Consider the following 19,333-nt stretch of genomic DNA (forward strand, 5'->3'; position numbering starts at 1 on the left):
ATTTCCCTGCGAAGGTCGGCCCCAGCCGAGAACTGTAAATTAATACCCTAAAATTTCGGGTTCCGAGATGACCATGGCGGCGGCAATCGAAGGCCAGACGGCTGAGACGCGGGCGTGGCCGAACGCGATCCGCGTCGCCGGCGTCGACATCTTTCATGATCTTACCGCGGCCGAAGCGACCTGGCGCAGCTTCGAGACATCGCAGCACAGCTACACGCCCTATCAGCGGTTCGATTTCCTCGCCAGCTGGCAACGCCAGGTCGGCGAGCGCGAGGGCCTGCGGCCCTTCATCGTCGTCGCTCATGACAGCGAACGCCGGCCGCTGCTGCTGCTGCCGCTCGCAATCGAGTCCCGCCTCGGCGCGAACTGCGCGAGCTTCATGGGCGGCAAGCATACGACCTTCAACATGGCGCTGTGCGAGAAGGATTTCGCCGCCAACGCGACGGAAGCCGACATCGCGGCTTTGATCGGATCGATCGCCGAACGCTCCCGCGCCGATGCGCTCGTGCTCTGCCAGCAGCCGCTGCGCTGGCGGGACCTGCCGAATCCGCTGGCGCTGCTGCCGCGCCAGGCTTCGGTCAACGACTGTCCGGTGCTGGCGATCGAGCCTAGCGCGGCACCGGCGGCGCTGATCAGCAACTCGTTCCGCCGCCGCCTCAAGGGCAAGGAGCGCAAGCTGCAGGCGCTGCCCGGCTACCGCTATTACGTCGCGAGCGAGAGCGCCGATGTCTGCCGCCTGCTCGACTGGTTCTTCCGCGTCAAGCCGCAGCGAATGGCCGAGCAGAAGCTGCCGAACGTGTTCGCCGAGCCGGGCATCGAGCAGTTCATTCGTGCCGCCTGCCTCGCGCCGCGCGCCGACGGCAACGGCTATGCGATCGACATCCACGCGCTGGAGTGCGACGAGGAAGTGATCGCGATCTTCGCCGGCGTGTCCGACGGTCATCGCTTCTCGATGATGTTCAACACCTACACGATGTCGGCCAATTCCAAGTTCAGCCCCGGCCTGATCCTGATGCGCGACATCATCGATCGCCATGCCGGCCTGAACTACCGCGCTCTGGATCTCGGCATCGGCTCGGACGAGTACAAGCGGCTGTTCTGCAAGGACGATGAAGCCGTCGTCGACAGCTTCATTCCGCTCAGCTTGCGCGGCAAGCCGGCGGCCAGTGCGCTGTCGGCCATCAATCGCGCCAAGCGCGCCGTCAAGCAGAATCCGGCGCTGTTCGAGATTGCCCAGAACCTGCGCGGCATGTTCCGCTGAGTGTTCAGCTCGCCGCGTCGCCCTGCTCTGCGCCGCCACTCGGTGCGCCGAGCCGCTTCATCGCGTCGAACAACAGTGCCGCGGCAGGTGACAGCGCGCGCTTGCGCAACTTGATCAGGCCGTAATTCTCCAACAACAGCCTGTCGCGCAGGCGCAGCACCTTGAACCGCTGCGGATCGACCAGATCGAACACCAGCATGGGGACCGGCACGATCGCGTCGATGCCCGCGGCAATTCCGACCGAGGCGAAAAACGACTCGGTGTTGATGACCCGGCGCGGCGGCGTCACGCCGCGGCTCATGAACAACCTCTCGAGCGCCTGTCGCATGAAGGATTCGCGCGGCTGGCAGATCCATTGCTGGTCGACCATGTCCTCCAGCTCGACCGTCTCGCGGCCGGCCAACGGATGCTCCGCGCGAACGAGCAGCACCGCCTCCTCCGCGCCGATCTCGTAATAGTCGAATTGCCGGGGATCGATGCCGGCGGGAATCCTGGCGACGACGAAATCGAACTCGAGCGCCAGCAGTCGCGTGATCAATGGCGGGCTGGTGCTGACATCGAGCGAGATGTTCACCCGATGCAGCTTCTCGCCGAGATACTGGATGACGTCGACGACGAGGTCGATGCTGGGCTTGGCGACTGTTCCAACGGAGACCGTGCCGAGCTCACCGGATTTGTAGCCCGCGAACTCGTCGGTGACCTGGTCGAGATCGGCCAGCACGCTCTTGCCGCCACGGATCAGGATCGACCCATAGGCCGTCGGTTCGACGCCGCGCGCCGTGCGCTCGAACAAGGGAACCCGCGCCAGCGCCTCGATTTCGGCAAGCATCTTCGATGCCGCTGATTGGGTGATGTTCAACCGCTCGGCGGCGAGCTGCAACTTGCGCTCATTGTCGAGAGCGACCAGCAGGCGCAGCTGGCGCAGTTTCAGATTATTGATCACGTCCCGCCACCATCCTGCCCGGCAAGAGCCTCTTCCGCTCCGACTAAACCGGAACGGGGCTCCAGATTCTGCTTTGAGGCGTTTTCTTGACGCGAGCGAGCAGCCACTTCGCTGGAAAACGCTCCAGGGTTCCCGCGTTTATACCGCGGTGCATCATGACAGTTTCGCCGTGGCTCCATTCCCAAATGCCATTAGTCACGCGGCAGTCGATTACACAAAAATAAAGAAGACTTGCAAGAGCAACGCGACGAACCGCTGCGGGTGCGCCAGGTGCCGCCCCGAACAGCGCAGTGATCGTCTGCCGAATCGAAAAACAGGAAGGGATGGGAACGATGAGCGACGATGTCGAGAAGCGCGCGATCGGAAAGATGATGCGGCGGCTGATTCCGTTCCTCATCCTGTGTTACTTCGTGGCCTATCTCGATCGCGTCAATGTCGGCTTCGCCAAGCTGCATATGAACGCGGCGCTCGGCCTCAGCGAGGCCGCCTACGGGCTCGGCGCCGGTCTGTTCTTCATCGGTTACTTCTTCTTCGAGGTGCCCTCCAACATCCTGCTGGAGCGGTTCGGTGCGCGGCGGTGGATCGCCCGCATCATGATCAGCTGGGGCATCGTCTCGGCCGCATTTGCCTTCATCCCGCAGATGTCCGCGGCGAGCGGCCTGTCGAGCGAATGGATCTTCTACTTCCTGCGCCTCCTGCTCGGCGCCTGCGAAGCCGGCTTCTTCCCGGGCATCATCTTCTATCTGACGCTCTGGTTCCCGTCGGTGTACCGCGCGCGCGTCATCAGCCTGTTCATGCTGGCGATCCCGATCTCGAGCATCATCGGGGCGCCGATCTCGGGATTGCTGCTCAACCTGTCGGGCGCCGGCCTGACCGGATGGCAGTGGCTGTTCATTTGCGAGGCACTGCCGTCGGTCCTGGTCGGTTTCGCTGTCCTGACCTTCCTGCCGGACTTTCCGCGCCAGGCAAGCTGGCTGCAGCCCGACGAGGTCAAGTGGATTCAGACCACGCTTGAGCGCGAGCGGCAGCAAACCGAGGCCGTGGAGCATATTTCCGTCCTGCAGTCGCTCACCGACTCGCGGGTCCTTGCCTGCGCCTTCGTGTATTTCTGCCTCAACGCGGCAAGCTACGGCGTCGCATTCTTCCTGCCCACCATCATCAAGGCGTTTGGCGTCACCGACACCCAGACCGGCTTGATCGCGGCCCTGCCCTTCGTGTTCGGCGCGGTCGGCATGGTGCTGCTCGGCCGCCATTCCGACAAGACCGGCGAGCGGCGATACCATGTCGCCGGCGCGCTGACGCTCGCCGCCGTCGGTATCGGCCTTGCCGGGCTGGTGTCGAATCCGGTGCTGATCGTCGCCCTGCTCTGCCTTGCGCAGATCGGCGTGTCGGCGGTGCCGCCGATGTTCTGGCCGATGCCGGCAGGTATCCTGACCGGCGCCTCGGCGGCGGCAGGCATTGCCGCGATCAACTCGCTCGGCAACCTGTCGGGCTTCGCCGGCCCATTCGCCGTCGGCTATCTGAAGGACCTGACCGGTAGCTTCACGGCCGGGCTACTGCTGCTCGCCGTGATGGGACTGATCGGCGCGCTGGTCACGATCAGGCTGCGGATCGATCCGGTGCTCGAGCGAACCGCGCGCGAGCCGATGATGGCGCATTAGAGGTCAGGCGCCCGCACCGGAAGGGAACGGCGCTCGTAATGCCCGTCACTTGCCAGCGGCCGCCTTGCTTGCGGCCGCCTTGGCGACCTCGCGGATACAGGCGATGAAGATCTCGGCGGTCGGACCCAAGGTGCGGCCTTTCAACGTGACGATCGCGGCCGAGACGGCGGCCGCCCGCGGAAGCTGAACCGGAAGAACCTTCAGGCCGAGATCGCCGCCGGCAAACCGCGCGACCGAGCCCGGCAGCACGGTGATGAAGCGGCCGGTCGCGGCGAGCCGGCAGCACAAATGAAGCGACAGCGTCGTGATCGGCGCGCTTGGTGTCTGCATTCCGAATTCGCGAAACATCTCCGCCACCGCGGCGCCCGGAAAGGTGTCCGGCGGAGGCAACACCCAGCGCTCGTGTGCGATGTCGGCCAATTCGAGCCTGGATGCGCGCGCCCATTTGCTTCGCCTTCCCGCGACCACGACGCGCCGATCATCGAGCAAGGGCTCGACGGCCAGGTCCGTCTCGTCAAACGGCGTCGGCGTCCATCCAAGCAGCAGATCGATGTTGCGCTCACGCAGTTCGCGGTAGCGCAGATCGCTGAGAACGGTCTGCGCGACATTGATGCGGATGCCGGGATGCTGCCGCGTGAAGCGGTCGATCGCCACCGGCAGCAAGCCCGCTGCGATGCTCTCCGTGCTGCCGATGCGCAGCTCTCCGATGCTCGGATCGGCCAGAAACTCGAGCTCCTGCAAGCCCTGGGTAAGCTCGTCGAAGATCGAGACCCCGCGTCGCACCAGAGCATGGCCATAGGCCGTCAGTTCGATGCCGTTACGGCAACGATCGAACAGCCGAAGGCCGAGCGCGTGCTCCATGTCGCTGACCGCCCGCGAAATCGCCGGCTGCGACACCGCGAGCTCCGCGGCAGCCTTCGCCATGCTGCCGCGCTGCGCGATGACGAGCAGGATGTGCAGGTCGCGCAGCTTGATCCGGCGTCGGGCACGCTCGATGTCCTGCATCAGCGATTCTTACCAAAACGGTTATGGACGCCTCAGACACTAGCATTGGACGTTTATCCCCGCCTCACGCATCCTCCGCGTGCGATGACGCAGATCGTCGCGCCCCGGACGGCGCGGCTCCACGACCATGGAGGCATGCATGTTGACCCGTCGCCACGTCCTGAGCGCGTCAGCGGCCGGTGCCGCACTCGCCGCCGCGGGCCTGGTCCGGCCAGTCGGCGCGCAGCCCCGCCTGAAGACCGCCCATATTCTGACCGGCTACACGCCCGGATTGCCGGACGCCGTCGCAAGGCTCATCGCCGGGCAGATGAAGGACTATGCCGACTCCATCGTCGTTGAGACCCGGCCCGGCGCGAGCGGCCGGATTGCGATCGAGGCTGTGAAGAACGCCGAGGCCGATGGATCGGTCATGCTGCTCGCGCCGCTTGGCTTCATCGCGCTTTTTCCACACACCTACAAGTCGCTCGCATACGCACCGCAGGACTTCACGCCGGTATCGACCGTCGGCTCATTCACGACGCTGCTGGCGGTCGGCCCGAAAGTCCCGAACGATGTCAGGAGCCTCGCCGACTTCGTCGCCTGGTGCCGCGCCAACCCGACACAGGCGACCTACGGCACGCCGGGCGTTGGCACCACGCTGCATTTCATCGGCGCGATGCTCGGCCGAACCGCGGGCTTCGACTATCTCCACGTGCCCTATCAAGGCAGAGGGGCGGTCCAGGATCTCCTGAAGGGCGAGATCGCGTCGGCGGTGATGCCGATCGACAGCCTGCTGGGTCAGGTCCAGTCCGGACAGCTTCGCGCTCTTGCGACGACCGGTCCCAGCCGTCTCAAATCTCTCCCCGATGTGCCGACGGTGGCGGAAGCCGGTTACCCCGCGCTTCAGGACGTGACCTGGTTCGGCATCTTCCTGCCGGCAAAGACGCCCGCGGCAATCGTCGCGCAACTCAACGGCGCGATCCAGGCGTCATTGCGCACCGACGAGGTCAAATCCGGCATGGCCAAACTGTCGGTCGACGTCGACGCAATCGCGATGAATGACTTTGCGCAACTGCTCGCCGCCGAATCCGATCGCTGGAAAGGGATCGTGCGGGCGACCGGATTTAGCCCGACGGGCTGACGGTGGCACTCAGGCGGCCACCACCCGCGGGCCCCTCGCGACCGCTTCCGACGCCGCGCACGGCTTGCTCAGCATCGTCACCTCAGCGAAGCCGACCGCCTTGAGCTGCTCGACCATCGAGTGGCGGGCATCCTGCGCCATGGCAGCGTCGGGCACGACGACCGCCTGCGCCTTCGCGGTCAGCAGTTCGGCCGGCAGGTCGATGGCCGAACCGGCGTCGAGCAGCACGTGGTCGTAGACCCTGAGCAGCGCGTCGATCGCAAGAGCGAGCCGCGGCGATTGCAGATGCGAGCGATCGAAGCCCGGACGCCCGGCGCTGACGATCTGCACACGCGACTGCCGGTCCTTGGTGATGATCTGCGCGAAGGTCGCCTCGCCCTGCATCAGCTCGGCAAGGCCGGGCGCCGCCGGATCGACGGTCGCCGACGTCAGCACCGGCGAGGACGCGACGAGATCGACGACGACAACCTTGGCCTGGCGCGCCATCAGACGCGCCAGCGTCAGGGCGGTCAACGTAACGCTATCAGCCGCGGCCGGGCCGAGCACGGTGACCTTGTGGGCGGCGGGACCGGCGGCGGCGAGGCGCTCGGCGAGCTCATCGATCTCGTCGGCGGTCTGGGCGGAATCAGGCTGCGGCGGAGGTTCATAGGCAGCCGCAGGCTCCAGCGGCAGTTCGGGCTCCACCGCCGGCTTCCGCGCGACCGGCGATGCGAGCGCGGGTTCGGGCGACAGCGCCGGCGCGGGCTGGTCCACGGTTGCGGCATCCATGACCGGCTCGCGGCGCCTGATCACGGCAGCCGCCGGCGCGAAGGCGCGGCCAACCGCACCAGGCGCGGAGACGCGCAGCAGCTCGCCGGTGATGATGATGCCGGACGACAGCAGCAGCGTCGCCAGCGTCGCGATCAGCACGATCGGCAGCTTCTTCGGATAGGCCGGCGTATTCGAAACCGAGGCGCGCGAGATGATGCGACCGTCGGTCGGCGCGGCCTCGATGTTCTCGCGCGCCGTCGCCTCGCGGTACTTGGCGAGATAGGCCTCCAGCAGGTCGCGCTGCGCTTTGGCTTCGCGCTCCAGCCCGCGCAGTTGCACGTCCTGGCTATTGCTAGACGACGCCTGCCTCTTCGACTGGTCAAGGCTCGCCTGCAACGCCATGACTCGGCCATCGGCCACGCGGGCGTCATTGTCCAGCGAGCGCGAAACCTTGCCGGCTTCTTCGCGCAATTGCCGGTCGAGATCGGCGATCTGCGCCTTCAATTCCTTGATGCGCGGATGGTTGTCGAGCAGCGTCGACGACTGCTCGGCAAGCTGCGCGCGCAGCGTGCCGCGCTGTTCGGCGAGCCGGCGGATCAGCTCGGAATTGAGGACCTCGGACGCCTCGATCGGCTTGCCGCCCTGAAGCATCTCCCGGATCAGCCGCGCCTTGGTCTCGGCATCCGCCTTCAGCGCGCGGGCATTGTTGAGCTGCGTGTTCAGCTCACCCATCTGCTGGTTCGACAGCGGGATGTTGTTGGTGCCGACGAACAGGCTCGACTTCGAGCGGAATTCCTCGACGCGCGAATCCGCCTCCGCGACCTTGGTGCGCAGCTTGTCGATCTCGCCAAGCAGCCATGTGCTGGCGGATTTGGCCTGGTCCTGTCGCGCGGCCTGCTGCAACACGAGATAACCGTCCGCGATCGAGTTGGCGACGCGCGCCGCAAGCTCGGGATCTTCCGACTGGAACTCGATCACCATGACGCGCGACTTGTCGACCGCAAAAGCCTGGAAGCGCTCGTAATAGGAATCAAGCACCCGCTCTTCCGGCGTCAGGCTGAACGGATCACGGCCGATGCCGAACAGCGCCAGCAGCGACTTCAACGGCGAAAAGCCCCGCAGCACCGGATCGAACTCCGGACGCTCGGCCAGCTTGTTCTTCTTGATGATGTCGCGCGCGAGATCGCGCGACAGCAACAGCTGCACCTGACTCGTCACCGCCTCGGCGTCGAGCGAGGTGCGCTCCAGGTCGCGCTCGCCGTTCGGACGCAGGAAGGCGTTCTCGCGATTGTCGATCAGAATTCGCGCTTCCGACTTGTAGCGCGGCGTCACGACGTTGACCGCGGCAAGCGACAACGCGAACACCAGCACCGTCGGCACGATGATCCAGCCGCGCTTGCGCGCCAGCGCGCGGCCGAGCACGTGCAGGTCGAGATCGGCCGCCTCCGCCGGGCGCGCCGGCTTGTCGGGCGCAGGCTTGTCAGGAGCAGGCTTGGGCGCAGCCGGCTTCACGACAGCTTCGTCGGCGACGGGCGCAGACTTCGGCAACGCCCGTTGCACGACGGCCTTATCCTTGCCTCTACGCCAGAATGCAAAACGCATAACGAACCCCCGCGGACACCGCGACTCCATCTCAATGGGGCGATTACAGTCCATTAAGGTTGCCGCTGGGTTAATCGGTGGGGTTGACGGGCATGGCCGCCACCACCCGCCCCGTCATTCTTTGTTAACCATGGGTGCCGTTAATCGGAGCCGATATTGTCGCGGGATTCCTTGCATGCGCGATCTGCGCGCTCCCCTTATTTATCTGGTCGCTGCGCTCGCGCTGTCGGGCTGCATGGGCCGAACGTCGCCGCTTGCCGGTGACCCCGGTCTCGAACCGATGGCGTATGCTGCGCCCGTGGCCTATGCCGATCCCGCACCGACGCGCGAGGGCTATAATCTCGGCCCCGGCGACAAGCTCCGCGTTGTGGTCTATGGCCAGGAAGGGCTGACCAACGCCTATGCGATCGACGCCGCCGGCGCGATCACCATGCCGCTGATCGGCTCGGTGCCGGCGCGCGGCCGGACGCCCGCCGGGCTTGCCGCCGAGATCACCGCGCGGCTGCGCAACGGCTTCATCCGCGAGCCGTCGGTCGCAGTCGAGATCGAGGCCTACCGGCCGTTCTTCATCCTCGGCGAAGTCCAGGCCCCCGGCCAATATCCCTATGTGCCCAACATGACGGTCGAAAGCGCGGTCGCGATCGCCGGCGGCTTCTCGCCGCGCGCCAGGCGCGACGAGGTTACCGTCACCCACACCAATGCATCCGGCGCCGGCCGCTTCGTCGCTCCCCTGGGCACGCCGATCGGCCCCGGCGACACCGTGTTCGTCGGCGAGCGCTGGTTCTGATCGATGGCGCAGGATCAAAATCAGCAACCGCCCCTCCGCATCCTGCACGTGGTGCGTGCCCCGGTCGGCGGCATCATTCGTCACATCCTCGACGTCGCCAACGGCCAGATCGAACGCGGCCATCATGTCGGCATCGTCGCCGACAGTTTGACCGGCGGCGCGCGGGCCGACGCGGCGCTTGCCGAGATCGAGCCGCGGCTCAAGCTCGGCGTCCACCGCGTGGCAATACGCCGCGAGCCGCGCTTCGCCGATTTCATGGTCTGGGCCCACATCGCCGGCCTGATCCGCAAGCTGAAACCCGATGTCGTCCACGGGCATGGCGCCAAGGCCGGCGCCTATGTCCGGCTGCGGCGGCGGTCGAGCAAGGTGATCCGGGTCTACACGCCGCATGGCGGCTCGCTGCACTACCCGCTCGACACCTGGAAGGGCCGCTTCTACAGCCAGCTCGAGCGCACCCTGATGAACAGCACCGACCTGTTCCTGTTCGAGAGCGCGTTTGCCCGCGACACCTATCAGCGCACCGTCGGCAAGCCGGCAGGCCTCGTGCGCTGCGTGTTCAACGGCGTCACCGCGGAGGAATTCGAACCGGTCCCCGGCGCCGACGATGCCACCGACGTGGCCTATGTCGGCGAGTTCCGGCGCATCAAGGGCGCCGATCTCCTGATCGACGCGGTAGCGAAGCTGCGCGCCGAGGGCAAGCCGGTGACGTTGACGCTCGGCGGTGACGGCGAGGAATTCGAGCGCCTCAAGGAGCAGGTGACGCGGCTGTCGCTCGGTGAGGCAGTCCGCTTCATCGGTCACGTCAAGGCGCGCTACGGCTTCTCGAAGGGCAGCCTGCTCGTGGTGCCCTCGCGCGGCGATTCGATGCCCTATGTGGTGATCGAGGCGGGCGCGGCGGGCGTTCCGATGATCGCAGCCGATGTCGGCGGCATCCCGGAGATCTTCGATACCCACACCGACGCCCTGTTCGCGCCGAGCAATGCCGGAGCGATGGCCGACGCGATCAAGGCCGCGCTCGACGATCCCGCCGCGACCGCGGCGCGCGCCGAGAGACTGCGCGAGCGGATTTCGGAACATTTCTCGCAAAGCGCGATGGTCGAGGGGGTACTGGCCGGCTATCGCGACGCATTTGCCAAACGTTAACCACTTCTTGCACACGTAACCGTTTCTTCCGATTTGTCCCCTTAAGTCACGCCCGGGGGAATTTTCGTGCTGCGCGCGGATGCCCATCTGCATGCGCAGGAATGGACGTGGACTCGTGGAACCGTTTAACGCACGCTCGATGCTGGATGCCGCTGCGTCTGCGACGGCCGCTCAGCCGCAGATCGAACGGCGCCGGCGCCTCTCGCCGGCCGCGCTCGCCGTTACCAACCAGAAGGTTCGCGGCGCCTACTCGCCGGTCGTGATCGCCGGCGTGGTTCGCCTCACCGACTTCGCGCTGCTCAGCCTGGTCGGCGTCGGGCTTTATCTCGCCTATGTCAGGCCGCTCGCCGGCGGCAGCATTCACTGGGGATATATCGCATCGATCCTCGGCATGTCGGCTGCCGCCGTGGTCTGCTTCCAGGCCGCCGATATCTACCAGGTGCAGATCTTCCGCGGCCAGCTTCGCCAGATGACGCGCATGATCTCGTCATGGGCCGTCGTGTTCCTGCTGTTCATCGGCATCTCCTTCCTGGTCAAGCTCGGTGGCGAGGTCTCGCGGGTCTGGCTGTCGTCGTTCTTCTGCGTCGGCCTTGCGGTGCTGATCGCCGAACGGCTGCTGCTGCGATCGATGGTGCGCGCGTGGGCGCATGACGGCCGGCTCGACCGCCGCACCATCATCGTCGGAGCAGACCACAATGGCGAGCAGCTGATCGAGGCGCTGAACGCCGAGGATGATTCCGACATCCATCTGCTCGGCGTGTTCGACGACCGCAATGACGATCGCGCCACCAACACCTGCGCCGGCGCACCGAAACTCGGCAAGATCGATGACATCGTCGAATTCGCCCGCCGCACCCGCGTCGACCTCGTGCTGTTCGCGCTGCCGATCTCGGCGGAGACCCGCATCCTGGAAATGCTGAAGAAGCTGTGGGTGCTGCCGGTCGACATCCGCCTGTCGGCCCATACCAACAAGCTGCGCTTCCACCCCCGTTCCTATTCCTATATCGGCAAGGTGCCGACGCTCGATATGTTCGAGGCGCCGATCACCGACTGGGATCTGGTGCTGAAATGGCTGTTCGACCGCGTGGTCGGCGGTCTGGCCTTGCTTGCGGCGCTGCCAGTGTTGGGATTGGTGGCGCTCGCGGTGAAACTCGACAGCCCCGGCCCGGTGCTGTTCCGCCAGAAGCGCTTCGGCTTCAACAATGAGCGGATCGACGTCTACAAATTCCGCTCGCTCTACCACCATCAGGCCGACCCCACCGCCTCCAAGGTGGTGACCAAGAACGATCCGCGCGTCACCCGCGTCGGCCGCTTCATCCGCAAGACCTCGCTCGACGAATTGCCGCAACTGTTCAACGTTGTGCTGAAGGGCAATCTCTCGCTGGTCGGCCCGCGCCCGCACGCCGTGCAGAGCAAGCTGGAGAACCGCCTGTTCGACGAGGCGGTCGACGGCTACTTCGCCCGCCACCGCGTCAAGCCCGGCATCACCGGCTGGGCGCAGATCAACGGCTGGCGCGGCGAGGTCGACACTGACGAGAAGATCCAGAAGCGCGTCGAATACGACCTCTATTACATCGAGAACTGGTCGGTGCTGTTCGACCTCTACATCCTGCTCAAGACCCCGTTCTCGCTGCTGACGAAAAGCGAGAACGCGTACTGATCGAGGCGGGTTCAAACCGCACGTCATTGCGAGCGCAGCGAAGCAATCCACGCTGCCGCTAGGGGATAGGTGGATTGCGTCGTCGCTGACGCTCCTCGCAATAACGGGTGTCAGGTTCTGTGTCCGTTGCGTTGCGTGAGTATCCGATGGCCTATGCGGCGACAGCCGGGACGACCCATTCGCTGACATCAGCACCAACGGGCGTGCTGGCGCTGCAGCGGGCGCTGGTGTGGCTGGCCGGCGCGTCCGGCGCCATCGTGTTCATCGAGCCGAGCCCGTATGAGCTCGTCACGCTGACTGCCTGCGTGCTGTTCTTCGCCACGGGCCTGCGCATGCGGCTCGTGTTCATGCCGCTGCTGTTCACATTGATCGTGCTCAATGTCGGCTACAGCATCGGTGCGGTGCCGTTCCTCGACAAGCCGGAGGTGGTGAACTGGATCCTGACCTCCTGGTACATGGCCATCACCGTCATCTTCTTCGCGATGGTGATGTCGGAGGATACCGAAGCCCGCCTCGACATGCTGCGCCGCGGCCTGATCGTCGGCGCGATGATCGCTTCGCTCGCCGGCATCGCCGGCTACTTCCGTCTGGTGCCCGGCGGCTACGACCTGCTGACGCTGTATGACCGCGCCCGCGGAACCTTCAAGGACCCGAACGTGCTCGGCGCCTTCCTGATCCTGCCGGCGCTGTTCACGCTGCAGAGCGTGGTCTCCGACCGCTTCGGCAAGGCGTTCCGCAACGCCATCGCCTTCGGCATCATTTCGCTTGCGATCCTGCTGTCGTTCTCGCGCGCCGCCTGGGGCGGCCTCGTCATCACCGCGGCCTTCATGCTGGCGCTGATGGTGTTCACAAGCCGCTCGCAGGCGCAGCGCTCGCGCATCATCGTGATGACCTTGATCGCCGCGATCCTGGCCGTGGCGCTGATCGCGGTGCTGCTCTCGATCGGCTCGGTCGCCGACATGTTCAAGCAGCGCGCGAGCTTCGACCAGAGCTATGACGAAGGCCGCTTCGGCCGGTTCGGCCGCCACATCCTCGGCGCCCAGATGGCGCTGGAGCTGCCGTTCGGCATCGGACCGCTGCAATTCCACACCTACTTCCCCGAGGACACCCACAATTCCTATCTCAACGCCTTCATGTCGGGCGGTTGGATCTCGGGGATTTGCTATCCGGCGCTGGTGTTCGTCACCGCGATCATCGGCTTCCGCTACATCTACATGCGGGTGCCGTGGCAGCGCGGCTATCTAGCGGTCTTCTCGGCGTTCCTCGGCTTTGTCGGCGAGAGCTTCATCATCGATACCGACCACTGGCGGCACTTCTGGATGATGCTCGGCACGATGTGGGGCATGTATGCGGCGGCCGAGCGCTACCGCGCGACGTCGGCACTGATCATCGACGAGTCTTCGGCGGCATCTTGAGGCTGGCGCGCTGCTCCGGCGGCATGTCGATCACCGCCTTCAATGCTCCGGTCGCTTCCAGCACGCCCTTGTAGCCGTCATTGGCGAAACGCAGCAGCAAGCGCAGCTCGTCGTCGGTGTAGCTGCTCCACAGCTTGAGCATCGCCTCCTGCATCGGCACGTAGAACTTGCCGATCTCCGCCGCTTTTTCCTCCACCACCGAGATGAAGACCTTGCGGCGGTCGCTCTCGTCCCGCTCGCGGCGCACGTAACCCGCTTTCTCCAGACGATCGACCACGCCGGTGATCGCGCCGGTGGTCAGCCCGGTGACCTCGGCGAGACGCCCCGCGGTTACCCGCCCCTCCAGATGCAGGATGTCCATGCATTCCATGTCGGAATTGGAGATTCCGGCCATGTTTGCAACGGCTTGGCCGTACATCACGCCCTGCGCGGATGACCGGCGCATCGCCTCCTCGAGTTCCTGCATCAGCGTTTCGCGCGACGTCGTGCTTGACAAATCGGCCCCTATATCTTACTCGCCTAATATCTTAGATACTAAGATAATTAGCAACTGACCTTTCCTATCCCACACGGATGCATGGAGCAAGGCATGACCTCACGTCCCCGTAAAGCTCTGATCATCGGCGCCGGCATCGCAGGTCCTGTCACCGCGATGTTCCTGACCCGCGCCGGCATCGAGACCGAGCTCTATGAAGCCTGGCCCTACTCCACCGGGGTCGGCGGCGGGCTTCAGATCGCGCCGAACGGCATGCATGTGCTGGCCGAGCTCGGCCTCGCCGACGAACTGATCCGCAACGGCTCGATCGCGGAGTCCTTCGACTTCTATTCGCAGGGCGGCAAGAAGCTCGGCTCGCTCAACCAGAACATGCAGCAGCGCTTCGGCCAGCCCGCGGTGAACATGTGCCGCGCGACGTTGAACGAGACGCTGATCGACAAGGCCTGGGCCTCCAACGTCTCGGTGTTCTTCGAGAAGAAACTTGTAAAGATCGAAGACCGCGGCGACCAGCCCGTGATCGCCTATTTCAACGACGGCACCACCGCCGAGGGCGATTTCGTGATCGGTGCCGACGGCGTGCACTCTGCGGTGCGGCGCCACGTGATCCCTGACGGCCCAACGCCGTTCGACACCGGGCTGATCGGCTTCGGCGGATTCGTGCCCCGCGCGGTGATCGAGAAGCTGCCGATCGGCCAGAGGGTGGCGACCACGTTCGGGCAGAGCGGCTTCTTCGGCTATGGGATGTGCAGCCCCGATCCGGACACGGGCGCGATGTGGTGGAGCACGCAGCCGTCGCACGGCATGACCGCGGCGGCCTACCGCCTGCGGAGCCAGGACGCAATCAGGCAGCATCTGCGCGATTTCCACGCCGGCTGGCACGCGCCGATCCCCGAGATCATCGAAGCCGCCCAGAATATCGTGGTGACCGACACGCTCGACGTCGCGACGCTGCCGACCTGGTCGCGCAAGCGCACGCTATTGATCGGCGACGCCGCGCACGCGACGAGCCCGCATGCCGGCCAAGGCGCATCGCTGGCGCTGGAGGACGCGCTGCGGCTCGGCATCCTGATGCGCGGCGGCCAGGAGCTCGGCATGACGTTCCAGGCTTTCGAGCACGAGCGGCGCCCGCGCGCCGAGAAGATCGTGGCGATCGCCCGCCGCAACGGCAACAGCAAGCGTGAGTTCAGCCCGACCGGCGCCTGGCTCCGCGATCACATGCTGAAGCTGCTGCTGCCGGTGTCGTCCAAGGGCATGGACTTCATGTACGCGTATGATCCGCGGGCGGCGGCGTAGCGCCTCTCCCTCTCCCCGTCCTTCACGGGGTCGAGACGAGCGAAGCTCGCTCTTAGAGGGTTGGGGTGAGGGGCTCTTTCCACCAGCAATGCAATCGGACGGACCTGTACCCCCTCACCCGGATCGCATCTGACGAAGCGATCCGACCTCTCCCCGCAAGCGGGGCGAGGTAAGCGAAGCTACTTCTCGACCTCGAAAGTCAGCCCGGCGTGATCGACCAGGCGCCTGATGAGCTTGTGCTGCATCGCGGCTCCCGGCGTCCAGAAGCCGGCGGCGACGTCGGGCGTATCGCGCAGCAGGCAGATCGCGCATTCCGAGATCATCTTCGAGGTCGAGCCGTAGCCGGGATCGCGATCGCCCTTGATGCCGGCGCGGACCATGCGGCCGTCAGGCGCGACCGCGAGATAAAGCAGATCGTAGCGGCCGTTCTCGCGCTCCTCCTTTGACGGCCCCTCGCCCGGCTTCGGCGCGCTTGGGCCGGTCTTCTCGGAATTCAACGCCATCACCTTCTTGGCGTTGGCCTCGCCCTTCTCGCCCGGGCCGGTCAGGACCATCTCGTCGTAGACGAAGTCCCGTCCGTAGGGAAAGCCCATCAGCATGTTGGAGCGGTGCACGTTGCGCGTGTTGATCAGCGCCATCATGAACGGCGCGGTCCAGGAGTGCAAATCCTCCTCATAGGCCGGCTTGCTGCCGCGCGGCTGCTTCGGACCCTCGAAGCCCGGCGTCAGCGCGAAAGGGTTGTTGAGGATCGCAACCAGGCTGAGGTCCTTGGCGACCGCATCGAAGGTCGCCTTGGCGCTCGCCGCGGTGCCGCCGGACAGCGTGCCGCGCATGTCGCGCACGCGGCCCTTGATGCGCGGCGCCGGCGCGCCGAACACGCGCCTCGCTTCCTCCTGCACGAAGAACGCGCCCAGTTCGAACGGCACCGAGTCGAAACCGCAGGAGAACACGATGCGCGCGCCGCTGGCCTTCGCGGCGGCTTCGTATTTGTCGATCATCTGCCGCATCCAGATCGGCTCGCCGCAGAGATCGAAATAGTCGGTGCCGCTTTCCACGCAGGCCGCGATCAGCTCGTTGCCATAGAGCTGATACGGTCCGACCGTCGAGATGACAGACCTGGTTTGCGCCAGCATCGCCTTCAGCGAGGCGGCATCGCCGGCATCGGCGACGATCAGCGGCGTGTCGGCGGGCGCGCCGATCGCGTCGCGTACCGAGGCGAGCTTGTCCTTGCTGCGCCCGGCCATCGCCCATTTCAGGCTGCCGACGCGATAATGCGCCGCGAGATATTCGACGACGAGCTGGCCGGTGAAGCCGGTCGCACCGTAGACGACGATGTCGAGTTTCGACGAGGACATGGATCAGGCTCCCTGCGCAGCGAACTGGGCGCCCTTTTGTCATCGCGGGCGCGGCGACGCAATCGGCTATTTCTTGTACGAGACGCCCATGCCGGCGCGCACGTCGGCCTGGATGCCGTAGGGCGCGATCGGGTAGCGCAAACCGTTCTTGGCGAGCTGCTTCATGCCGGCGATCGCCTTCACCAGATAGGCCGGCGGCAGTGCCATCAGCATCTCCTCGTCCGGCACGCCGCCATAGCGGCGCTCGGCGAAGCACGGCAGCGACAGGCTCGGCTCGCCGGTCTTCAGCGCCCGCCCCCACGAATCCGCGCAGGCGGTCTCGCCGACCACGCCCCATTCGAACTTCTTGTAGCCGGTGTACTGCAGCCCGTTGATCAGGATGATCATCTGTCCCGGCGTCGCATAGACGAGGCAGATGTCGGGCGGGTTGAGCCGTCCGCTGGTCAGCGGGCTCACCGCCATCGCCTGGTACTGGCCGTAAGGCACCACGTCGAGCGCCTCCTGGCGCTTGCGCGCGTCTTCGGCGGTGCCGTGCCAGACGCCGACATAATTCTCGCCGGCAAGCCATTTCTCATCCTGCGGCGCGAGCCCGATCACGGCGCGGCATTGCGCGCCGACCAGATCGTCGCCGGTGATGCCGACGGTCCAGCCGAGCCGCGAGGCCATGCTGACGATCTGGTCCGTGGTGTGGACCGCCGACGGACGGCGAATCTTCGGGATCGCCTCCATCTCCTCGGCGCGCGCGAACATCTTGATGCCGATCACCGTGGTCTTCAGCCGCAGCAGATTGTTCAGATCGGTGACGATTGCGCCGAGGTCGAACTGTTCCGGCGGTGTCTGCTGTTGCATGGCGAAAACTCCCGTGATCGGCGGCTTGGCGCCGCCTGTTGATTTGATGTTAGGATTGGCCGTTGGAGGCGACAAGTGCCTACGCCTCAACGTGCAGCCGGTCCCGGCAACAAATCGTCGGTCTTGCCGGCCAGATGATAGGCCAAAAGCCCGATCCACTCCCGCACGCCGAGATCAGTGCGCGACAGGCCGTCGATCGCAAGCGTCGCGAAGCTGAAGACATCGCCGACGCGCCAATCGACCGGATAGGCCTCGACATTGAATCCCGCCTTGCGGAACAGCCCGACCGAGCGCGGCATATGGTAGGCCGAGGTGACGAGCAGCCAACGCTCGCCCGGCTTGGGATCGACCAGCGCCCTGGAGAATTCGGCGTTCTCCACCGTGTTGCGCGAGCGGCGCTCGATGATCAATCGCGACCTGGCAATGCCGAGCCCCTCGAACATCTCGGCGGCATAGTCGGCTTCGCGCGCATCGTTCGAGATCAGGTTCGCGCTGCCGCCGGTGAACACAAGGCGCGCATTCGGATATCTGCGCGCGAGCGCCGCCGCCGCGATGACGCGATCGGCGGCGCTGCGCACCACCGGCGTGCCATGTGCAACCGACAGATCGGCATCGATCGAGCCGCCGAGCACGATGATGCCGTCCGGCGCGCCGCGCGAGGCATCCCATGGCGGGAAGCGCTGCTCCAATGTGGAGATCAGGACATTGCCGAGCGGCGAGAAGCCGCAGATCGCGAGCAGCAGCAGCGCGGCCACCATCAACCTGCGGCCGAGGCGCGCAAACCGCGTCAACAGCAGCACGGTGCCGATCACGCCGATACCGATCAGGAAGTTGATCGGCAACAGCATGATGCCGAGCGTCTTGGAGAGCACAAAAAACAAGAGAAGCCCCTGCGAAGTTCTGCTACAGCGTCATACGCTGCTGGGAAACCAATCAAAAGCCGTCACATGACCTATCATCATCTGAAGTCGAGCCCTGAAACCTGCCATTGGGGCTTCTTTGAAGCCAAGCTGAAACCGGTTCTGACCGTCGCGAGCGGCGACGAGATCACGATCGAGACTGTCAGCGGCGGCCCGGACGTGGTGCCCGACCGCGGCAAATTCTTCGTTCCGCCAGAGCTCGACGAGATCCATGCGAAGTGCGAGCGGATGGTACCCGGACACATTCTGACCGGCCCGATCGCGGTTGCCGGCGCCGACCCCGGCGACGTGCTCGAGGTCGATATTCTCGACGTTCAGCTGCGACAGGACTGGGGTTACAATCTGATCAAGCCATTGTCCGGCACCCTGCCCGACGATTTCCACGAAACACGCGTCCTCAACATCCCGCTCGATCGCGGGCGCATGGTCGGCCGTATGCCCTGGGGGCTCGATCTGCCGCTCAAGCCGTTCTTCGGCGTGATGGGCGTGTCGCCGCCGCCGGCCTGGGGCCGGATCTCCTCGCTGATCCCGCGCGCGATGGGCGGCAATCTCGACAACAAGGAGCTCGGCGCCGGCGCCAAGCTCTATCTGCCGGTGTTCGTTCCGGGCGCGCTGTTCTCCTGCGGCGACGGCCATGGCGTGCAGGGCGACGGCGAGGTCTGCGTCACCGCGATCGAGACCGCGCTGACCGGCCGCTTCCGCCTCACATTGCGCAAGGATATCAAGCTCGCCTATCCGCGCGCAGAGACCGCGGATCATTACATGACCATGGCGATGGATCCCGATCTCGACCAGTGCGTGGTGCGGGCGCTGCGCGACATGATCGTGCTGCTCGGCGAGAAGCGCAATCTGTCGCGCGAGGACGCCTACACGCTGTGCAGCCTGGCCGCCGACCTGCGCGTGACGCAGACGGTCAACGGCTCCAAGGGCATCCACTGCATGATCGCCAAATCGGTGGTCCACGGGTAACCACGCACTTCATTCCGGAGCGATGCGCAGCATCGAATCCGGAATCTCGAGACTCCCCGGTGCGCAATTCGCGCACCTGAGGTTCGGCTCGGCGAGCCGCCCCG

At 65.5% G+C, this 19,333-nt stretch carries 16 protein-coding genes; 9 read left to right on the top strand and 7 right to left on the bottom strand.

Annotated features, from left to right (window positions below; all coding sequences use genetic code 11):
- Window positions 1–67 precede the first annotated feature (67 nt).
- The gene (locus tag ACVIHF_RS16955; RefSeq protein ID WP_456792336.1) at window positions 68–1,261 is read left to right on the top strand and encodes a GNAT family N-acetyltransferase; all 1,194 of its coding nucleotides are present in this window, start codon (window positions 68–70) and stop codon (window positions 1,259–1,261) included.
- Window positions 1,262–1,265: 4 nt separating this feature from the next.
- Here ACVIHF_RS16955 and ACVIHF_RS16960 read toward each other — a convergent pair whose 3' ends face one another.
- Window positions 1,266–2,204: a LysR family transcriptional regulator gene (locus tag ACVIHF_RS16960; RefSeq protein ID WP_456792337.1), complete on the bottom strand. Its 939-nt coding sequence runs from the start codon at window positions 2,202–2,204 to the stop codon at window positions 1,266–1,268.
- Window positions 2,205–2,527: 323 nt separating this feature from the next.
- Between ACVIHF_RS16960 and ACVIHF_RS16965 the strand changes: the two genes are divergently transcribed.
- A complete protein-coding gene (locus ACVIHF_RS16965) occupies window positions 2,528–3,865 on the top strand; it encodes an MFS transporter (protein ID WP_425249171.1) in 1,338 nt (445 codons plus the stop codon).
- Between the two features lie 45 nt (window positions 3,866–3,910).
- Here ACVIHF_RS16965 and ACVIHF_RS16970 read toward each other — a convergent pair whose 3' ends face one another.
- A complete protein-coding gene (locus ACVIHF_RS16970; RefSeq protein WP_310881929.1) occupies window positions 3,911–4,870 on the bottom strand; it encodes a LysR family transcriptional regulator in 960 nt (319 codons plus the stop codon).
- Window positions 4,871–5,009: 139 nt separating this feature from the next.
- On the opposite strand from ACVIHF_RS16970, the gene ACVIHF_RS16975 reads away from it, so the two are divergent.
- Window positions 5,010–5,990 (top strand): tripartite tricarboxylate transporter substrate-binding protein, encoded by a 981-nt coding sequence (locus ACVIHF_RS16975; protein WP_456792338.1) that lies wholly within the window; start codon window positions 5,010–5,012, stop codon window positions 5,988–5,990.
- A gap of 9 nt (window positions 5,991–5,999) precedes the next feature.
- On the opposite strand, the gene ACVIHF_RS16980 is transcribed toward ACVIHF_RS16975, so the two are convergent.
- On the bottom strand, window positions 6,000–8,342 hold the full coding sequence (locus ACVIHF_RS16980; RefSeq protein WP_456792339.1) for a GumC family protein: 2,343 nt from the start codon (window positions 8,340–8,342) through the stop codon (window positions 6,000–6,002).
- Window positions 8,343–8,517: 175 nt separating this feature from the next.
- Here ACVIHF_RS16980 and ACVIHF_RS16985 point away from each other — a divergent pair, with 175 nt between their 5' ends.
- The 4 genes from ACVIHF_RS16985 (at window position 8,518) to ACVIHF_RS17000 (ending at window position 13,347) form a co-directional block, all read left to right on the top strand.
- Window positions 8,518–9,129 carry a polysaccharide biosynthesis/export family protein gene (locus ACVIHF_RS16985; protein ID WP_456792340.1) on the top strand — a complete coding sequence of 204 codons (612 nt, stop codon included), beginning with the start codon at window positions 8,518–8,520 and terminating at the stop codon, window positions 9,127–9,129.
- 3 nt (window positions 9,130–9,132) lie between these two features.
- Window positions 9,133–10,272, top strand: a complete 1,140-nt coding sequence (locus ACVIHF_RS16990; RefSeq protein ID WP_168855926.1) for a glycosyltransferase family 4 protein — start codon at window positions 9,133–9,135, stop codon at window positions 10,270–10,272.
- A gap of 115 nt (window positions 10,273–10,387) precedes the next feature.
- On the top strand, window positions 10,388–11,932 hold the full coding sequence (locus ACVIHF_RS16995) for an undecaprenyl-phosphate glucose phosphotransferase (RefSeq protein WP_456792341.1): 1,545 nt from the start codon (window positions 10,388–10,390) through the stop codon (window positions 11,930–11,932).
- A 146-nt stretch (window positions 11,933–12,078) separates the two neighbouring features.
- A complete protein-coding gene (locus ACVIHF_RS17000; RefSeq protein WP_229190305.1) occupies window positions 12,079–13,347 on the top strand; it encodes an O-antigen ligase family protein in 1,269 nt (422 codons plus the stop codon).
- On the opposite strand, the gene ACVIHF_RS17005 is transcribed toward ACVIHF_RS17000, so the two are convergent.
- Window positions 13,319–13,813, bottom strand: a complete 495-nt coding sequence (locus ACVIHF_RS17005) for a MarR family transcriptional regulator (RefSeq protein WP_141341084.1) — start codon at window positions 13,811–13,813, stop codon at window positions 13,319–13,321. The two genes, ACVIHF_RS17000 and ACVIHF_RS17005, sit on opposite strands and share 29 nt — an antisense overlap.
- 123 nt (window positions 13,814–13,936) lie before the next feature.
- Between ACVIHF_RS17005 and ACVIHF_RS17010 the strand changes: the two genes are divergently transcribed.
- Entirely contained in the window at window positions 13,937–15,136 is a 1,200-nt protein-coding gene (locus ACVIHF_RS17010) for an FAD-dependent oxidoreductase (protein WP_253608417.1), read from the top strand.
- 179 nt (window positions 15,137–15,315) lie between these two features.
- Here ACVIHF_RS17010 and ACVIHF_RS17015 read toward each other — a convergent pair whose 3' ends face one another.
- The 3 genes from ACVIHF_RS17015 to ACVIHF_RS17025 all read right to left on the bottom strand — a co-directional run bounded on the left by ACVIHF_RS17015 (window position 15,316) and on the right by ACVIHF_RS17025 (window position 18,221).
- A complete protein-coding gene (locus ACVIHF_RS17015; protein WP_456792342.1) occupies window positions 15,316–16,491 on the bottom strand; it encodes a saccharopine dehydrogenase family protein in 1,176 nt (391 codons plus the stop codon).
- A gap of 66 nt (window positions 16,492–16,557) precedes the next feature.
- On the bottom strand, window positions 16,558–17,340 hold the full coding sequence (locus ACVIHF_RS17020) for a DUF169 domain-containing protein (RefSeq protein ID WP_092077950.1): 783 nt from the start codon (window positions 17,338–17,340) through the stop codon (window positions 16,558–16,560).
- An 86-nt stretch (window positions 17,341–17,426) separates the two neighbouring features.
- Window positions 17,427–18,221, bottom strand: a complete 795-nt coding sequence (locus ACVIHF_RS17025) for a YdcF family protein (RefSeq protein ID WP_456792343.1) — start codon at window positions 18,219–18,221, stop codon at window positions 17,427–17,429.
- A 66-nt stretch (window positions 18,222–18,287) separates the two neighbouring features.
- On the opposite strand from ACVIHF_RS17025, the gene ACVIHF_RS17030 reads away from it, so the two are divergent.
- Window positions 18,288–19,229, top strand: coding sequence for an acetamidase/formamidase family protein (locus ACVIHF_RS17030; protein ID WP_456792344.1), 942 nt, complete (start codon window positions 18,288–18,290; stop codon window positions 19,227–19,229).
- Window positions 19,230–19,333 lie beyond the last annotated feature (104 nt).

Source organism: Bradyrhizobium sp. USDA 4506, from assembly GCF_054058795.1.